This window comes from Spiroplasma endosymbiont of Diplazon laetatorius (genome assembly GCF_964019625.1).
GTDB lineage: Bacteria > Bacillota_I > Bacilli_A > Mycoplasmatales > Mycoplasmataceae > Spiroplasma_A.
Genome location: NZ_OZ026458.1, coordinates 11,488 through 29,760, shown reverse-complemented (window position 1 = coordinate 29,760; position 18,273 = coordinate 11,488). Strand labels below are relative to the sequence as shown.

Here is an 18,273-nt window from a genome sequence, read left to right as displayed (position 1 = left end):
ATTGCTCCTTAATAATTTCAATCAATCTCTTTTTTATTAGTACTTTTTAACATTAAGTTTATTTTTGAAAAAAACTTACTGTCTTCGAAACCATTTTTAAAACTAAATGGTGATGGATGAGCTGAGAATATTATTCTTTGCTCATTTTTATATACAAGACTATTATATATTTTTTTTGCATAATTTCCCCACAAACAATAAATAATATCCTTATTAATTTTATTTAAACAATTTAAAATTTTAATAATAACTTTATCTCAACCTAAATCTTTGTGGGAATTTGGGTTCGCCTTTTCAACAGTTAAACAAGAATTTATTAGAAAAACTCCTTGATCAACTCAACCAGATAAGTCATTGTTTTTTGTGTGATCTATTCCCAAATCATTTTTAAGTTCTTTAAAAATGTTTTTTAGACTCGGTGGTGTTTTTACTTGATTAGATACACTAAAAGCAATTCCGTTTGCTTGCTTTTCTCCATGATAAGGATCTTGACCTATTATCACAACTTTTATCTCGCTAGGTTTTATTAGTTTGAAAACTCTAAAAATATCCTCTTTAGGAGGATATACATTTTTTAAGTTATTTATTTTAGAGAAAATGCTTTCAATATCTTCGTAAATATTTTCTTGATCAAATAATTCTAATCATTCTTTTGATAAATCTTTTAAAATATTCATTATCTTAATAGTTTTTGATATCTTTTTCTAGAAAGCTCTTCTCTTTTTTTTGCTTTTTTTAATTCAGCTTTTTCTTTTTTTGATAAAGAAAAAACTTCAAAATCATCTTGTTCAGCGTCTTTTCTTGGAGTAGAGAATATATCATCTTCTTCATTAACAGGACCTAGATCAATAACATCATCGTCTTTTTTAGATGTAACTTTACTTTCGGGAATTAGATTTTCTTCATATATTTCTGTGATAGCTTTTTCTTCTCTTTGAATTTGAAGAACAGGTTCTTCAAAGCTTATATCATCTTCTAAATCTGGAATATCATCTCAACCAAGAGGTTGCTCTTCTAAAAATTCTTTTTCATCTTCTTTAGGTTTTTCTGTTTGTACTACGTGTTCCATGTTTGTATAAGCAGAAACTTCTCCCAAACTATCATCATCTGTATTGTTGATGAAGTTATTTGGTTGTTGTATTATTGCTCCCATTTTATCTTCTTCAAATAAACTTGAGTCAATTGAAAGTGTGTTGTCGTTAAAATCTATTTGAACACTTTCTTCGAATTCGGGTTCTTCAAAAATATCTTCTTCTGCGGTTTCTTGCACAAGATCCAAATCATCTTTAACATCAACATCATTTTGAACTTTGTTTTCGATTGGTTCTTCTATTTCTTTTTGTTCTTGCAATGGTTGGTTCTGATTTAAAGGACTTTGTTGCATTTGTGGTTGTTGTAAAAATGGGTTTGGTTGCATTGGGTTTTGGGGTTGATTTATGTACGGATTGGGTTGCATTGGGTTTTGAACCACAGGTTGGCCCATAACAAATTGAGGATTTTGAATTGGTAATTGGTTTTGAATTGGTAATTGATTTGGATACATTCCATATTGAGGGTTTATAGAATATGGATTTATAGAATAAGGATTTATAACTTGAGGTTGCATTCTATTAAATTGATTATTTGCAAAGCCAAAAAGTGATTGTACAAATTTGTTAGCTTCAATATCACTAACAAAAGATGCAATCACTTGATTTGTATTTCCATCGACTACATTATAAAAATTATTATCGAATTTGATGTAGTAGTTCATAAGAAGTGCCCCATTTCTTTTTTCCTATGTAATTATCTCATATATTGTTATTGTTGTGTTGATTCTGAAATATTAATTGTTGCCCCACCCATTGATTTGAAAACATCTCTAGTTCCGTTTTTGTCTTTACTAGTACTAATTCTAAACATTTCATGATCTGTAAATTGATAAAATGTTGGTTGATATCAGTAAACAGCTGTTTGACTAGTTATTTTTTTGTTTTCATCTTTTTTAACACCTATTATAGCTCCAGTTAATTGGTAACCAACTATCATGTTGTTTAAATTGACTTTAATATTATAATTCTTGTCTTTTATGTTTTTTTTCTCATTTCCTGGAATTGTAAATGTGAAGTTAATTTCTAATGCAGAATCACTTTCTCCATAAACAAATGTTCTATTATCGTTTCCAGAACCACCTGAAATTTGAGATTGTAGATATTTATCATCTTCTGTTGCAAAGAATTTATTATCAGTGATTTTATGTTGCTTGTGTCATTCTTCTTTGTTCTCGTCATCTTTACCTTTTCTAACTATTGTTGAAGGCGCTGTTGATGTAAAGTTACTGTCAAATTTTCCAGGCATAACTATTCCATGTTTTAAATATTCATTAGTTCTATTTAAAGCTGTATGTATGTTTACAAACTCAGTTTCAGAAATGTCTTTTATCATTTCTTTATCGCTTTCTTCTCCCTTAGAGTTTATTTCACTGTAAAGTTTTTTAGCAGTATCTGAATCTAATGTATAAATACCTTTATTTCCATAATCTTTTTGCAAATCAGAATTTTTAAAATTAAAGTTTTCGTTTATAAAATCTTGAAGAGTTTTTGTCCCTCCATTTGTTCCTTCTTTATAATCTGTTTTTTCAACCTTATTATCTTTATAAGTTATTTTTGCTTCTAAAGTTTTTGCTTTGTCCGCTGTAAAAATAGATGCTTTAGAAGGTTTTCATTTTTCATCACCTTTAATTGCTTTGGTTGTATCATCAAAACCAAAGTCAAAATCCATTTTTGTAAATCTTGAGTTTTTTGTTGAATTATAATCTTTTCAAAATTCTTCTGCTTTATCACCTTTAATCGAAACACCTTCAACTGGTTTTTCAGCTTCTTCTAAATTAGATAATCTATCTAGAGAAAGGGCTTGACCCGCTTTACCCAAAACAGCTTTTTGAATTTCTTTCAAATCTGGGTTTTGATATTTATTTTCTGTAAATGAAATAGCTTCCAAAATTTGGTAACCCAAAACAGAAAGTGTAGAATTAGTTGCAAAAACTTTCTCTAAACCAACTTCTTTGTCGTCTATTTTAAATTTTCTATCCCCATTTACTAATGTTTCAACTGTTGTTGTGTCAATACCACAAGAAACAACAGTTGCTATACTTGGTGTCACTATTGCTGCTGCACCTAGAATAGAAAGTAATTTTTTCATAATATAACCTCTTCTTTACAAATCTCTATTGATTATTCTACATTAAAATAAGATAAAACTCATTATGAATTTTTTGACTGATCAATAAATTTACCATAACTTCTAAGGAAGTTAACTTTAACCACACCAGTTGCCCCATTACGGTGTTTTGAAATAATGATATCTGTTTCATCTGTTGGATCATCTGTACCAACATTATATTCTTTAGCTTTATAGTAAGCATCTCTATATAAGAACATAATAATATCAGCATCTTGTTCGATAGCTCCTGAATCCCTTAAGTCAGACATTAAAGGAGTTTTTTCTTCTCTTTTTTCAACACTACGTGATAATTGAGAAAGACAAACTATTGGCATATTAAGTTCACGAGCTATTTTTTTCAAGTGTCTTGAAATAGCTGCAACTTCATTTTGTCTACTATCAAATTTGTTTGACATTGAAGAAATCAATTGTAAGTAGTCAATGAAACAAATTTCTACTCCAAAGTCTCTCTTCATTTTTCTTAATTTAGACTGTAATTGCAGTACTGTGATACCTGGAGTATCATCAATAACAATATTCATGTTTTTAATTTGCTCTCCACCAGCTGTAATTCTAGTTCATTTTTCAGTTGTTAGACCTTGTGCATTTCTTAACGCTCCAGAATCAATTCCAGAAACAGAACTTAAAATACGTTGAACAAGTTGTTCTTTTGGCATCTCTAAAGAGAAGAAGGCAACCCCTTTTTGTCTTTCTGCTGCGTTTACTGCTAAGTTTAAGGCAAAAGCAGTTTTACCCATAGAAGGACGAGCAGCAAGAATTACAAAGTCTCCTTTTTGTCATCCGTTTGTTATTTGATCTAGGTCAGAAAATCCTGAGGGAACCCCATTAACAAGTCCACCATTTTTTTCTAATGCTTCAATTTTTTTAATTACATCAACAACAGTTTCTTTAACTGCAGTTGCATCATCTTTTTTAATATCTGTTTTAATATTTAAAATCTTTTGTTGAGCAATAACAAAAACTTCATCTATTGGAGATTTGCTATCTCTTAATTGCTTAATATGAATTAAAGCTCTATCTAATTGTCTACCTATTGAGTTTTTGAAAACTATTTCAACGTAATCTTCAAAACCTTCATCAGTATAAAAGTAACCCGAAACATCAGACAAGTAAGAAACTCCTCCTACTTTTTCTAACATTTTTTTGTCTTCTAAATATTCAGCTAATTTTGTTATTGTAACGTTTTGACTATTTTGTGAAACAGTATTTATTGCTTCAAAAATAGTTTGGTGTTTTTCTAAACTAAAATCTTCTGAGTTTAGTTGAGTTAATATATCAAAACTAGCTTTAGGTGAATGCATTGCAATAGCCAATACAGCTTTTTCTGAATCTATTAAAACAGTATTTAAATCTAAATTTTCGTTCATTATTCTGTACCCTCTACAAACACTTTTAATGTCGCTACTATTTTAAATTCTAATTTTACTTTCAAATAAAATAGACCTAACTTATTAATGTTTTCATGTTTTTCAAATTTTCTTTTATCTATGTCAATTGAAAATTCTTTTTTTAATCTATCTGTAACTTGTGAAAGTGAAACAGATCCAAATGGTCTTCCGTCTTTTGTTTTAATCTTGAAGTTTAATTGAATTTCTTCGATCTTATCTTTTAAAGAATTAACTTCAGCTTGTTTTTCTTTGCTTAATTCTTCTTCTTTTCTTTTTCTTACATTTAAGTGACTAACATCGTCTTTTGTAGCAAGAATAGCAAGACCTTTTGGGATTAAATAGTTTGCTGCATATCCATCAGAAACATTAACTATCTCATCTTTTTTCCCATAATTTTTAACATCAGTTAATAGAATTACTTTCATTTATTTTCACCTTTCTAATTATAACAAATAAAAAAACACCTTGTTGGTGTTTGATAATTATTATTGAACTACGAAAGGTAGTAATCCCATTCCTCTTGCTCTTTTAATAGCAACAGCTAACATTCTTTGGTGTTTTGGTGATGTACCTGTAACTCTTTTTGGTAAGATTTGTCCATTAGCTGAAATGAATTTTTTTAATAAATCCACATCCTTGTAATCGATGTAATCAATGTTGTTTTTAGCAAAGAAATTTACTTTTTTTCTTCTTACAAATTTTTTCATTTTGTATTTCCTCCTATATTAGTCTTCTCATAAAATTGAATCATCATCATTTGGTTTTGCATCATCTATTAGATCAAAATCAAAGTTGCTTGATGGTTGTTGAGTAGCTGGTTTTGGTTGGTTTGATTCAAATGAATTACTTGATCCTGATTGAGTACTTCCTGTACCACTTAGGAACTCAATTCTGTTAGCTCTAACAGTAACAATTTGCGAAAACTGTCCATTGTTATTTTCTTGTCTAACATTTATTGATCCTTCTACAGAAATTTGAGCACCTTTTTTAACAAATTTTGCTAAGTTTTCTGCTGTTTTTTCTCAAGCGAAACATGGTACAAATTGTGTAAACTGGTTTCCACCTGAAAATTCATTAACAGCAAGTGTAAAGGCAACAAATGATTTACCATTTGATGAACTTCTTAGTTCCGGGTCTTTTGTAATTCTTCCAATTAAATTAACTGAGTTCATTTGAATTCTCCTCTAAAGCTATTAAGCTTCTTTTTCTTCAACTTTTTTAGTTGTTTTTTTAGCAGCTGGTTTAGCTTCTTTTGCAGCGGCAGGTTTAGCTTCTTTTGCTGTAGTAGTTTTTTCTTTTACTTCTTTAACAACTTTTGTTTCTTTTACTTCTTTTACTTCTTTAACAGCTTTTGCTTCGTTTGATTCTTCTGCTTTTGGAGCATCGTCTCTTCTTGGCATTCTTCTATCAAATCCTCTTGAAGGTTTTTTCTCTTCTTTGAATTTAGACATATCTGTTTTAGATAATTTTGTTGATTGGATGTATCTTTTTTCGTTTTCAGTGTTTATAACTTGACATCTAACAACATTTTTGTCAATTCTTGAAACACGTTCAAACTCATTAATGTTTGCTGAATCTGTTTCAACGATTACTACTGTATAGTAACCTTTTTTCTTTTTCTTAATTACATAAGCGAAATCTCTTAATCCTCAGTCTTCTGATTCTAAGATTTTTCCACCGTTAGCAGTAAGAACATCGTGTAATTTAGTTTGAACAGATTTTACATCTGTTGTATCTTGATCTAGGATGTACATTACTTCGTATTTTCTAATCATATTTCTATCTCCTTGTGGTCTTTTGGCCTAATTAAAGGCAAGGAGTTAATAAAAAAATTAACTCGCTTATTTATTATATAGTAAAACCTAATATATATTCAAGGCATTTTTATAAATGTAAATAAAAAAATTACTTTTATAAATCTTCTTTAAAAGTAATTTTTTTATTTTTTTCTGAACCTTCAATTAATTTAATTTTGTAGTTATCATTTTCAAGTAATTGGCAATCGTCATAAAACTCTCCTAAATTTTTGTTATAGGCTTCTTTTATTATTTTTGTTTTAAAAGATTGCGGGGTTTGGCTTTGAACGAATCCTTCTCTGTTAACTGTCTTAATTTTATTTTTTACAAATTGTTTCAAACAGTTAGTGACTTTTAAAACAGGAACAACACAATCGTTATTTTCTAAATTCATTATTGACTCATTTATTATTCTTTTAGAAACATAAGGTCTGGCACCATCATGAATCATAACAAATTCTTCTGTACATTTTTCCAGACCTATTTTTACAGATTCACTTCTTGTAGATCCACCTTCACAAAAAATTATAGAGTCATTTTCAACAACATCAAAAACTTCTTTATTAGAAACTAAAATAACTTCTTTAATTTGTTCTATATTTTTGAAGCAATTTATTGTTTTATTTATTAAATATTCATTTTCTATTTTAACTAACATTTTATTTTCGCCAAACCTTTGTCCAGTTCCGTTAGCTACAATTATTAAAGATATCATTCTTATCACCAATTTAATTATAAATAAAAAATCACAACTTAGTTGTGATTAAAGTATTTTGATATTATTTGCTTTACAGTATTCAATGAATTCATTTCCTCAAATTGAAGAGTGAACTTCTCCTATGTGTTGCTTTTCAAGAATAGTCATAACAACTCTATTGATGAAAATACCAATTGATAATGTTAGTGGCAATTCATTTGATTTAATCAAGTGATTATATTCGTTGTTAATTTTACTATTCTCTTTAAGAATAAGATTTTGATCTTTCAAAGTTTTTCTATCAACTTGAAAACCAGCATATGCAAGTGAAACTGACTTTTCACATTCACCATTATAAACATAAAGTTTTGAATAGGTTTTTAAATTAAATACATCTTGAGAAAATTGGCTGATGTTTTTTTGATTCAATATTTTTTCTGCATAATCTTGAATGACAAAACTACCATTATCTTTTCCGAACTTATTAAGTCTTTCAGAAAAAGTTAATAAAGGGTAAAGCTCTTTTAATTTTTTATATGTTATGAATGTTAGAGTTTTTGATAAATGAAAATCGTTTAAAGAATTAAATTTCTCACTTATATTTTTATCTATTGAGCAAAGAGCTTTATATATTTCAATTAAGTCTTCATTTAATTTATCCATGTCCACATCATTAACTAAAATTTCTAAACCAACCTCTTCAAAAACAAGTGAGTTAGTATTATCTAGTACAACATCTCTATTAACTGTAGTGAAGTTTGTTATGATACCTTTTATAGTTTCATTTTCTTCATCTAAGTTTTTTAAGAAGTGTCTTCTTCATTTATTATTTGATTGAATTATTTCCCCATATTCATTTTGACTAACAATATCAAAATCTATTGGTCTTTTTGTTTGTTGAAAATCATCATTCAATCATAAATATTTATTTGTTACTAATCCACTTGATACATTTAATAAATCAAATTTGTCTTTTAAAGAAGAAAATATTTCTTCTTTAATAAATTCTATTCCTTCAATTGTTTCTTGAAAATTTAATTTTGAAACATAACCTAAAGCTATACCGTATTTCATTAATTACCTCTCGGTTTCATTTGAGGGAATAAAAGAACATCTTTAATTGATTCTGAATTTGTTAATAACATAACCATTCTATCAATTCCAATTCCAATTCCACCTGTTGGAGGCATTCCGTATTCTAGAGCTTCAATGAAATCTATATCCATATCATTAGCTTCATCATTTCCAGCATCGGCTTCTTTTATTTGATCTACAAATCTTTCATATTGATCAATTGGATTATTTAATTCTGCAAAAGCATTTGCATATTCTCTATTGATTATGAATAATTCAAATCTATCTGTGAATCTTGGATCTTTTGCATTTAATTTTGAAAGAGGAGAAATTTCTCTTGGGTGTCCTCAAACAAAAGTCGGTTCAACTATTTTTTCTTCAACGAATTCTTCAAAGAATAAGTTTATTATGTGACCAACTGAGAAATGGTGTTTTTCAACTTTAACATTATGTTTTTTAGCAATCTCAAAAGCTTCTTCATATGACATTTCTTTTCAGAAATCTACTCCACAAACTTCTTTTATCGCATCTACCATATGTCATCTCTTAAATGATTTTGATAAATCTAAATCATGACCACCATAATTAATTTTTGTAGTTCCTCTTACAGCAATAGAACACTCTCTGAATAATTCTTCACATAAATCCATTAAGAATTCCATGTTTTTGTAAGCCACATAAAGTTCAACTGAAGTGAATTCGGGGTTATGTCTTGTGCTTATACCTTCATTTCTAAAGATTCTTCCAATTTCATAAACACCATCAAATCCACCAACTATACATCTTTTTAAGTGTAACTCAGTTGCGATTCTTAAAAAGAAGTCATTATCTAATGCATTGTAATGTGTAACGAATGGTTTTGCACTAGCTCCACCTCTCACCGATTGTAAAATAGGTGTTTCAACTTCCATATAACCTTTTGAGTCTAAAATAGATTGCATAGTTCTGATGATTTTTGTTCTATCTATAAAAACTTGTTTAGCTTCTGGATTAACTATTAAATCAACATATCTTCTTCTATATTTTTCTTCAATATCAGCCATACCTAAGTGTTTATCAGGTAAAGGTTTTAAAGCTTTGGTAAGAAGTTTTGCTTTTTTAACTCTAATTGTCAATTCACCATGATCAGTTTTCATCATGATTCCTTCAACACCAATAATATCTCCTAAATCTAGGTCTCTAAAATATTCAAACTCTTCTTCTCCCAATTCATCTTGTCTTACATAAATTTGAATTGAAGAATTTTGATCTTGAATATTTGCAAAAATAGCTTTTTTACCAGCTTCTCTAAACAATCTTATTCTTCCAGCAGCAGAAACTATTATTTCATTTTTCTCAACTAATTCTTCTTTAGTAAAAGAATTAAATTGATTTGAAAGTTCTTCTAATGAGTGAGTTCTGTTGTATTCGTTTTCTACAAAAGGATCTCTTCCATTATCTGTAAGATTTTTAAGTTTTTCTCTTCTAATGTTTTCTTGCTCTGAAAAATTTCTTTCAAAATTATTGCTCATATTTTTATTCTCCTAGATTTTTGTTTTCGTAAAATTCTAATATTTTATTAATATCTTCTAATGATTCTATGGTTGTAGCCATTTGTTTCATTTCTTTTATAGTGTTATCAGCACCTAAAGTTCCAAGGTATCAAAGAAGTTGCTTTCTCATTTCTCTAATTGCAAATTCTTCTCCACGCATTTCTATCAATAGATTTGCATGTCTAATAACTGTTTCTTTTCATTCTTCATAAGTGGGTTTTTCTAAAGTTTCACCAGTATCAAGATAATGTTGGATCTCTCTAAAAACTCAAGGGTTCCCTTGTGCAGCTCTAGCAATCATTATTCCATCACAACCAGTTTGTTCTATCATAGCTTTTGCAGATGGTCCATCCACAACATCGCCATTACCAATAACAGGAATATTAACCGCTTCTTTAACTTTTTTGATTCAAGTTCAATCAGCTTTACCATTGTAAAATTGATTTCTTGTTCTTCCGTGAACAGCAATTGCACTTGCTCCGTTTGCTTCAGCAATTTTAGCAAGTTCAACTACGTTTCTGTTTTCATCATCTCATCCAATTCTCATTTTTACAGTAACTGGTTTTGATGTATTTTCAACAACTGCTTTTATAACTTCTCCAACTCTTTCTGGATACTTTAACAAGTTAGCTCCCGCTTGGCTTCTTAATGCAACTTTTGGTGCTGGACATCCCATATTAATATCTATAACATCACATTCTGAAAATTCTTCTACGATTTTTGCGCCTTTAACAAATGAATTAACGTCAAAACCAAAAATTTGTAAAGTAATAGGGTGTTCTAGTTTTGAAACTTCGATCATAGTTTTAGTTTTTTGGTTATTGTGAACCAAACCTTCTGTACTAACCATTTCAGCATAAACTAATGATGCACCTTTTTCTTTACAAATAATTCTAAAAGCCGCGTTTGTAGTCCCAGCCATAGGGCCCAAGAATACTTGACCTTTAATATCTACGTTCTTGATTTTCATTAACCGATACTTTCTCCGTTTAAATATAAGAAACTATTGATCTCTTCGAATTTTACATAAATGTTTTTTGAAATATCTCCAAAGAATTTTTGAATGTGTTTTGCTACTTCTTCTTGTTTTAATGGTCTTCCAACTCATTCAATACTTACTTGAATAGCATCTTTTTCATAACCATTTCCTATTAAAACACTAGGGTCTTGTCAAAATACAAATTTTTTAACATCTGCATTAATTATTAATGCAAGTTCTCCTACTTGTTTAAAATATTCATTAACTTTGTTTTCGTCTACACCTTTGAAACTAAAAATTGGCATATGTTTTTCCCACCTTTAACAAATATAATTATATACTTTTTTAAACCCATTTTGAGATAAAAAAACTACAACAGCTTTTGCGTTGTAGTTTTGGTTTTTATGATCAGTCAATTTCTGAAGGTTTTTTTGGTTTAGCATTATGTTTAATTTCATCAATTAAACCATTTCTAACATGGATAACAGTATCCCCAATTTCACTAATGTTTGGGTTGTGAGTAACGATAATTACAGTTGTGTTATATTTTTCTTTTACATCAACTAAAATATCTAGAACTTTTCTACCCATTTCTTCATCAAGCGCTCCTGTTGGCTCATCACCAAATAGGATTTCAGGGTTTTTAGCTAAGGCTCTAGCAATAGAAACCCTTTGTTGTTGTCCCCCTGACATTTGATGTGGATATTTGTTCATTTGTTCTTCCATACCAATTGTTTTGAATATTTCTTCAATTGACATTTTGTTTTCTTTTGATTTACTTAAGTTTTCCCCAACTTCTGCATTTTCTTTAGCAGTTAAGTTTGAAAGTAGATTATATTGTTGGAAAATGAATCCAACGTTTTCTCTACGGAATTTAGTTAAGTGTGAGTCTTTTAATAAAGACAAATTGCTCCCTAGAACAAAAACATCTCCCTCAGAAGTTTTATCTAACCCTGAGATTGTGTTTAATAAAGTTGTTTTTCCAGAACCAGATGGTCCTAAGATTACGATAAATTTACCCTTTTCAAGTTTCAAGTCCACACCACGTAACACAGGAGTTAACATATCTCCAGTTACATATCATCTCTTTACGTTGTATAACTCAATAACGTTTTTTTCTATATCAGGTTTATTACCTGTAGTAGAAACTATTTTACCCTCTAAGATTTCTTTTGAATATTTAGAAGTCATTTGTTTTTGGATTTTGTTTTTTTGTTTTAATCCTTTAACCCCTTCTTCAGTTACTTCTGGTAATTGAAGTTGTTCGAATTCTCTAACACGAGGTTCGTTTAAACCAGCTGATGCTTTTTCTTTTTTAGCTGGTTTTTCTTTAGCAACCTTTTCTTTTTTTTCTTTAGCTTGCTTTAATTCACCATCAACCGTAACAACAGGTTGTTGTAAATCTTTTTCTTCCATATTAATTCTCCTTAATATAGAACTTAAATACACCAAATTAATTTTATCACAAATTAATTTGCAAGTTCTTCTGGTTTTACATTATATTGTTTCTTACAAAAGTCACAAACAACTTCTACAACTTCTCCCTCTTCAATAATTTTTTTAATGTCATCTTCTCCTAACATTTTTACTGAAGCTATTACTTTTTCCATATCACATGTACATTCAAATTTTAATTCTCCAACTCCAAGCACCTTTGCATCTTCGCAAATATCTTTTATTAGAGATTCATAGTTTGTAGTTCCGATTAGAGTTTTAACTAAGTGATCTAATGATCCAACTTTTTCTTCTATGAAGTCAATGTTTTCATCACTAAATCCAGGTAACATTTGAATTATAATACCGCAAGCTTTTTTTATGCTTCCGTTTTCTTCTAATTCAATAGTTGAACTGATTAAAGAGTTAACTTGATCACTTTGTTGTAAGTAATACATAAAATCTAAATTAACTTCTCCAGATACTATTTCAACTCTAGAAGTATAAGGTTCTGTTCCACCATTATCTCTAGAAATTTGTAAGAATCCTTGAGTTCCTACAACTTGTGATAGTGGGCTTCCTTTTCCATCTTCTATTTTATCTAATTCAAATTGAGGTATTTGAATGTAACCTCTAAATTTTTTATCTTGAAATTCAGATATTATAGATCCCCCAAGACCCATACCATTTAAATTAGTTGTCATTTTGCTTCCGTCTTTTAAAGATAAACTTAATAAAGCATTATTTATAACAGTTCTTCCTAAGGCAACAGAAGTTAAAGGATTAGTTCCCTGTAATTTAACTATTTCATTAAATCCTTCTGTAATATCTACGATTGAAATTTTAACATTGTGCTTTTCACTTAAAGCTCTAATTTCCATATCCATGTTTTTGTTCTCCTTATAATTTAACTTTTCTTATTATACTTGTTTAGAAATAAAAAAACACTTTTTAATAAAGTGTTTTATTTGTCTTCTTCATCTGGTTCAAATTCTAATATTTCTCCAGATTCTTTTTTCTTGTCTTCAATTGCTCTTCTGTTTTTTTCTTCAACAACTTCTTTTGGCAATTGATTATGTTTGTCGATGTAATCAATTTGTTCTGCTGTAATAGTTTCTAACACTCTTAATGATTCAGCAATTAACTCTAAAACATCTTTGTGTTTATTAATTACTTCAACAGCAGTTTTATAACATTGTTCTAATATTGTATTAATTTCTGTATCTATTTTGTATGCTACCTCATCTGAATAAACACCTTTTGTTTGTCCGTATGATTCTTCTTGCATAGTTAAATATTTTGTAAGTCCTAATGAAGACATACCGAACTGAGTAACCATTCTTCTTGCAATGTTTGTTGCTTTATCTAAGTCATCATGTGCTCCAGTTGTAATTTTGTTTTTACCAAACATAATTTCTTCTGCAGCTCTACCTCCTAGGTACCCTGCAATTGATGCATATAGATCTTCTTTAGATGAGAAGTTTGATTCATCTTTTGGAGTCATGATTGTGTAACCACCAGCATTACCCCTTGGTATTATTGTAACTTTTTGAACTTTTGATGCAGAATCTAATTTTAACCCCATCAACGCGTGTCCGGCTTCATGGTAAGAAACAATTTGTTTATCTTGTAAAGTCATTGCTCTTGATTTTTTAGCTGGACCACCAACAACTCTATCGATAGCTTCATCGATATCTGTTATTGTAATCATTTTTCTCTTATCTCTAACAACAAGAATTGCAGCTTCGTTAAGAACGTTTTCTAATTGAGCACCTGAGAATCCAGGAGTTCTTTCTGCAATACGTTTTCAATCAATTTCAGGTGAAACTGATTTGTTTCTTGCATGTAGTTTTAAAATGTCTTCTCTTTCTCTAATATCTGGAAGAGAAATTTGAATAGTTCTATCGAATCTTCCTGGTCTTAGTAAGGCGTTATCTAGAACATCAACTCTATTAGTTGCTGCCATAACAATTACTCCAGAGTTTGATCCAAACCCATCCATTTCAACAAGTAATTGGTTTAATGTTTGTTCATTTGTTGAAGCACCCATTCCACCACTACGTTTTCTACCAACAGCATCAATCTCATCAATAAAGATAATACATGGAGCTGACTTTTTAGCATCACTAAATAAATCCCTAACTCTACTTGCTCCAAGTCCTACAAACATTTCTTCGAACTCTGAACCAGCCATTGAGAAGAAAGCTACTCCAGCTTCTCCAGCTACAGCTTTTGCTAATAAAGTTTTTCCTGTTCCAGGAGGCCCTTCCATAAGAACACCCTTAGGAACTCTAGCTCCCATTTGTGCATACTTACTTGGATTTTTTAAGTAATCTACCAGTTCTACTAATTCAGTTTTTTCTTCATTTATTCCTGCAACATCAGAGAATTTAACATCTGATTTAATTTCTCTTGGTCTTGTTGATTTTCCTGGGCCGAACATTCCTCCACCCATTCCACCTTTTGACATAGATGAAAAGATTCAAACATAGAAACCAATTAAAATTACCATTGGCAATAAATTAATAACTAAAGTCATAAATGCAGATGTTGTTTCAGCAACATTATTTATTGATCCAGTGAATTCTGAAAATTTTACACTTAACTCATTGTATTGAGCACTTGTTAGAGTTGCTATAAATTTACGTGCAACACCATCACTGTTTATAAAATATCCAGAAATAACAAACATACCATTATAGTTTTTTAAAGTAACACTTCTATAAATCGCGTTGCTATTTAGATTATTCATTAATTCATTATAAGACAATTTATCAGCTGTACCAGCAATAAATTGTCAAATAACAATCCCTATAACCAAAATCATAACTATGAATAAAACTCAAAGTCATAAAGATTTTTTCTTTTTCATTATTCCCACCGTTTTCTAATACCATAAGTAATTTTATCACTATATACCTAGATTATTTAAAACTATTTTGTTTGTTTTGCTAAAAATCAAAATATTTTTATACCTGTCAATATAATTTGTTTTTTTATTTTTATAAACTTTAGATAACTTTTTACCCTTATATGTAACTTCAGATTGGTATTTTTTTCAATCATTTGTAATTATAAGATCGTCGTCTTGTTTAATTTTATTTTTATAAAGCATGTCGAGCGAATCTTTTTCAAAAGGATAATGTTTTTCGAAAATTTCAATTTCATCAGTTTTTAAAATACTTATTTTTTTATAATCCTTAAAAATAACCTTATCTCCTTTAAATATTTCTAAATGAGATTTATTAGATAAAAGTTGCTTTAAGACCTCTTTTACAAAAGCTTTTTTTGCGTTGTATATATATTCTTCAAGACCTTGATTTATAAAAAAAGTATATAAGATCTGTTCATTTAAATTTTTATCTTCTTTAAAGATATTTATATCTATTGGGTTTTCAAAATTTATATTTTTAATTTCTTCCATATACATTTTATTTTTGCTGTTTAAGAATTCAATTTCTTTTAAATATACATCAAAATCATCTTCACTTATAATTGATCTGACTCTATTTCTTTCATATTCCGTATTCAAATTTGTGCTATCTACAATAAAATCTATTTTTTTCTCTTTTAAGGTTTTTACTATGAATGATTTTTTTAAATTTAGTATGGGCCTAAAAATTTTAACCTTTTTGTATTTAGCATGCTGTTGTATCCCATAATACGGAAGATTTTTTTCCTTGTGCATTAAATAAGTTTCTATGTGGTCGTTTAAATTGTGAGCTATTAAAATTTCATCTGCGGATTTTTTTTGTAATTCTTCAACAAAAAAATCATATCTTACTTCTCTTGCCCAAGCTTCAAAGTTGTCTTTTAGATTTGAGTAATCTTGAACTATTTCCTTTGTTATTAATTCAATGCTGTATTTTTCACAAAGTTTTGTTACAAGCTCTACATCTCTTTTTGAATCTGACCTGAAATTATAATTAACGTGGCAAGCAACAAAATTATTTATTCCTTGTTCAATAAGTTTGTGAAAAAGAAAGACACTGTCAGCTCCTCCTGATAATCCTAAAATATATTTTTTGCTTTTATCTAACAAATTAATCACCAAACATTTCTAAAATTTTTTCTTTGTAACTTCCATCTTCATTATGAATATATAAAGGCTCCAAAATTTTAACGCCTTGATTACCATCATTTATAGCTTCTATTATAAGTCTTTTTGAATCTTGACCTTCTTTTGAATGTATAAATTGAATTCTCTTTACAGAAAAATTATTTTGCTTAAGTAAAATAATTATTTCGTCGATTCTTTCAGACAAGTGAATCATAATTAGTTTTCCACCATTTTTTAAAGTGATTTTGGCACTAGCTATTATTTGTTCTAAATTAATAGACACCTCATGTCTTGCTGGCGTTAACATTTCACTTCTCTTGTTGAGATTAGAATCTTCATTAACTTTGAAGTAAGGAGGATTACAAAACAAAAGATCAAAATGGTTATTTTTATCTTTAACGAATTCTTTTATATCTTCATTAACTATATTTATTTGATTTGAAAGATTATTCATTTCTATATTTTGAATAGCTATTTCGCAAGCCTCTTTTTGAATTTCAACTCCAGTTATTTTTGAATCAGTATATTTAGATATTATCAAAGGTATTATTGCGTTGTTTGTTCCAAAGTCAAGAATGTTTTTGTACTTTTTTGAAGGTTCTCAAAACCTAGCCAATAAAACAGAGTCTATACAAAAATTAAACATATCACTGTCTTGTATAATTTTTAGATCTTTATAATTTAAAACGCTATTTTCAACCTTCATTAGATTACCTCGTATATTTTTATAAATAAATTTTCTAATATTAGATTTATGTAGTTAGAGTTTTTGATTTCATTTATAGTATCCAACAAGATTTCTTGTAGATATTTAATACCAAGTTCAATTGATTTATCAAATGTACTATTTAGTATTTTTAAAATATCTGCTCTATCTAATTTTTTAAATTCAATTAAATACTCTAATATGCAATTTTTGTTTTTATTATTAATTAATTCAATTATCTTTGAATCTACTTTCTCTGTTTTTTCTTCATTTTCAACTGCAAATAATTTACATCTTGATTTTATAGTTGAAAGAATTTGATTTCTGTCTGTTGTAAGTATTATTGCATAAGTATTTTTTGGTGGTTCTTCTAAAAATTTAAGTAAAGAGTTAGAAGCCCCTTCACTCAGGTTTTCACCATTTGCAATTATATAAACTTTATTTTTGTTTTCTTCAATACCCGTTGAAGAAAACTTAATTATCAATTCTTTTATTTCTTCTTTAGAAATTTTAGTTGATCCATCTCCAATAAAAAAAGTATTTAGGTTGTTTTTTTTAATAACTTTCAAACACCAAACACAACCATCATCTTCAATTGAGTTATTTAAACAATAAATTTGTCTAACTATTTCATTTGAAATTTCTTCAAGGTCATTTTGATTTTCGTTTGAAATTATTATTGAATGATAAAGTTTATTATTTTTTATCAATTCATTAACAGTCTTAAATACTTCTATTTTTTTCATTATGCTTTAGTTCTCTCGTTAAGTGCATTATCGATTAAGAAATCTACTTGTTGTAAAACTTCGTTTATTGGTTTTCTTGAATCAACTACTTTAATTCTGTCTGAATTTTCAGAAATTAATATTTGATACCCTTCATAAACTGCTTCGTGGAATTTTTGACTTTCTTGTTCAATTCTATCCGCACTTCTTTTTCTGTTCATTAATCTTATTTGAGATTCTTTTGGTGTTATATCAAAGAAAATTGTAAGATCTGGTTTTGTAGAACCTAGAACTATATTTTGTAATTCTGATACATCAGCCATTCCAATGTTTCTTGCATACCCTTGATATGCAGAAGTTGAATCCATGAATCTATCACATATAACTATTGTGCCTTCTTTTAAAGCCGGCAATATTATTGTATCTAAATGTTGTTTTCTAGCAGCAACATATAACAATGTTTCTGTTCAAGGAGTAACTTTTGTGTTTTCATCTAAAATAACTCTTCTGATTTCTTCTGCCAATGGTTCCCCACCAGGTTCTCTAGTTAATAAAACATTGTAACCTTTTTGCATTAAATTATCTTTTATCATTTTTGAGATGGTTGTTTTTCCAGAACCATCAATACCTTCTAAAGAAATAAATATCACAATAATTACC

General features: G+C 28.6%; 20 protein-coding genes. All 20 read right to left on the bottom strand.

The window, feature by feature from the left end; genetic code table 4:
- Positions 1-8: 8 nt before the first annotated feature.
- The 20 genes from AACL10_RS00145 to tmk all read right to left on the bottom strand — a co-directional run bounded on the left by AACL10_RS00145 (position 9) and on the right by tmk (position 18,260).
- On the bottom strand, positions 9-668 hold the full coding sequence (locus AACL10_RS00145) for a uracil-DNA glycosylase (RefSeq protein ID WP_422398151.1): 660 nt from the start codon (positions 666-668) through the stop codon (positions 9-11).
- Between the two features lie 8 nt (positions 669-676).
- Positions 677-1,753: a hypothetical protein gene (locus AACL10_RS00140; protein WP_338985148.1), complete on the bottom strand. Its 1,077-nt coding sequence runs from the start codon at positions 1,751-1,753 to the stop codon at positions 677-679.
- A 47-nt stretch (positions 1,754-1,800) separates the two neighbouring features.
- Positions 1,801-3,180, bottom strand: coding sequence for a lipoprotein (locus AACL10_RS00135; RefSeq protein WP_338985146.1), 1,380 nt, complete (start codon positions 3,178-3,180; stop codon positions 1,801-1,803).
- Positions 3,181-3,242: 62 nt separating this feature from the next.
- Entirely contained in the window at positions 3,243-4,589 is a 1,347-nt protein-coding gene (dnaB, locus tag AACL10_RS00130) for a replicative DNA helicase (RefSeq protein WP_338985145.1), read from the bottom strand.
- Positions 4,589-5,035: a 50S ribosomal protein L9 gene (gene rplI / locus AACL10_RS00125; RefSeq protein WP_338985143.1), complete on the bottom strand. Its 447-nt coding sequence runs from the start codon at positions 5,033-5,035 to the stop codon at positions 4,589-4,591. Before rplI ends, dnaB begins: the two co-directional genes overlap by 1 nt.
- Positions 5,036-5,095: 60 nt before the next feature.
- Positions 5,096-5,317, bottom strand: a complete 222-nt coding sequence (gene rpsR / locus AACL10_RS00120) for a 30S ribosomal protein S18 (RefSeq protein ID WP_338985141.1) — start codon at positions 5,315-5,317, stop codon at positions 5,096-5,098.
- Between the two features lie 18 nt (positions 5,318-5,335).
- On the bottom strand, positions 5,336-5,782 hold the full coding sequence (locus tag AACL10_RS00115; protein ID WP_338985139.1) for a single-stranded DNA-binding protein: 447 nt from the start codon (positions 5,780-5,782) through the stop codon (positions 5,336-5,338).
- A gap of 21 nt (positions 5,783-5,803) precedes the next feature.
- Positions 5,804-6,385 carry a 30S ribosomal protein S6 gene (rpsF, locus tag AACL10_RS00110; RefSeq protein ID WP_338985137.1) on the bottom strand — a complete coding sequence of 194 codons (582 nt, stop codon included), beginning with the start codon at positions 6,383-6,385 and terminating at the stop codon, positions 5,804-5,806.
- Positions 6,386-6,521: 136 nt separating this feature from the next.
- Positions 6,522-7,121, bottom strand: coding sequence for an IspD/TarI family cytidylyltransferase (locus AACL10_RS00105; protein ID WP_338985135.1), 600 nt, complete (start codon positions 7,119-7,121; stop codon positions 6,522-6,524).
- Positions 7,122-7,169: 48 nt separating this feature from the next.
- Complete coding sequence (locus AACL10_RS00100) at positions 7,170-8,177, bottom strand: hypothetical protein (protein ID WP_338985133.1); 1,008 nt, start codon at positions 8,175-8,177, stop codon at positions 7,170-7,172.
- Positions 8,177-9,688: a lysine--tRNA ligase gene (gene lysS, locus AACL10_RS00095; RefSeq protein WP_338985131.1), complete on the bottom strand. Its 1,512-nt coding sequence runs from the start codon at positions 9,686-9,688 to the stop codon at positions 8,177-8,179. Before lysS ends, AACL10_RS00100 begins: the two co-directional genes overlap by 1 nt.
- 4 nt (positions 9,689-9,692) lie before the next feature.
- Complete coding sequence (gene dusB / locus AACL10_RS00090; RefSeq protein WP_338985129.1) at positions 9,693-10,679, bottom strand: tRNA dihydrouridine synthase DusB; 987 nt, start codon at positions 10,677-10,679, stop codon at positions 9,693-9,695.
- A complete protein-coding gene (locus AACL10_RS00085; RefSeq protein WP_338985127.1) occupies positions 10,679-10,993 on the bottom strand; it encodes a DUF1904 family protein in 315 nt (104 codons plus the stop codon). The genes dusB and AACL10_RS00085 overlap by 1 nt, the downstream gene beginning before the upstream one ends.
- A gap of 97 nt (positions 10,994-11,090) precedes the next feature.
- Complete coding sequence (locus tag AACL10_RS00080) at positions 11,091-12,104, bottom strand: ABC transporter ATP-binding protein (RefSeq protein ID WP_338985125.1); 1,014 nt, start codon at positions 12,102-12,104, stop codon at positions 11,091-11,093.
- 53 nt (positions 12,105-12,157) lie between these two features.
- Entirely contained in the window at positions 12,158-13,009 is an 852-nt protein-coding gene (locus tag AACL10_RS00075) for an Hsp33 family molecular chaperone HslO (RefSeq protein ID WP_338985124.1), read from the bottom strand.
- 77 nt (positions 13,010-13,086) lie between these two features.
- The gene (gene ftsH, locus AACL10_RS00070) at positions 13,087-14,994 is read right to left on the bottom strand and encodes an ATP-dependent zinc metalloprotease FtsH (protein WP_338985122.1); all 1,908 of its coding nucleotides are present in this window, start codon (positions 14,992-14,994) and stop codon (positions 13,087-13,089) included.
- Between the two features lie 39 nt (positions 14,995-15,033).
- Positions 15,034-16,164 carry a tRNA lysidine(34) synthetase TilS gene (gene tilS / locus AACL10_RS00065; RefSeq protein WP_338985120.1) on the bottom strand — a complete coding sequence of 377 codons (1,131 nt, stop codon included), beginning with the start codon at positions 16,162-16,164 and terminating at the stop codon, positions 15,034-15,036.
- Position 16,165: 1 nt separating this feature from the next.
- Positions 16,166-16,888, bottom strand: coding sequence for a tRNA1(Val) (adenine(37)-N6)-methyltransferase (locus tag AACL10_RS00060; RefSeq protein WP_338985118.1), 723 nt, complete (start codon positions 16,886-16,888; stop codon positions 16,166-16,168).
- Positions 16,888-17,634, bottom strand: a complete 747-nt coding sequence (locus AACL10_RS00055; protein ID WP_338985116.1) for a hypothetical protein — start codon at positions 17,632-17,634, stop codon at positions 16,888-16,890. Before AACL10_RS00055 ends, AACL10_RS00060 begins: the two co-directional genes overlap by 1 nt.
- Positions 17,634-18,260 (bottom strand): dTMP kinase, encoded by a 627-nt coding sequence (tmk, locus tag AACL10_RS00050; RefSeq protein WP_422398150.1) that lies wholly within the window; start codon positions 18,258-18,260, stop codon positions 17,634-17,636. Before tmk ends, AACL10_RS00055 begins: the two co-directional genes overlap by 1 nt.
- Positions 18,261-18,273 lie beyond the last annotated feature (13 nt).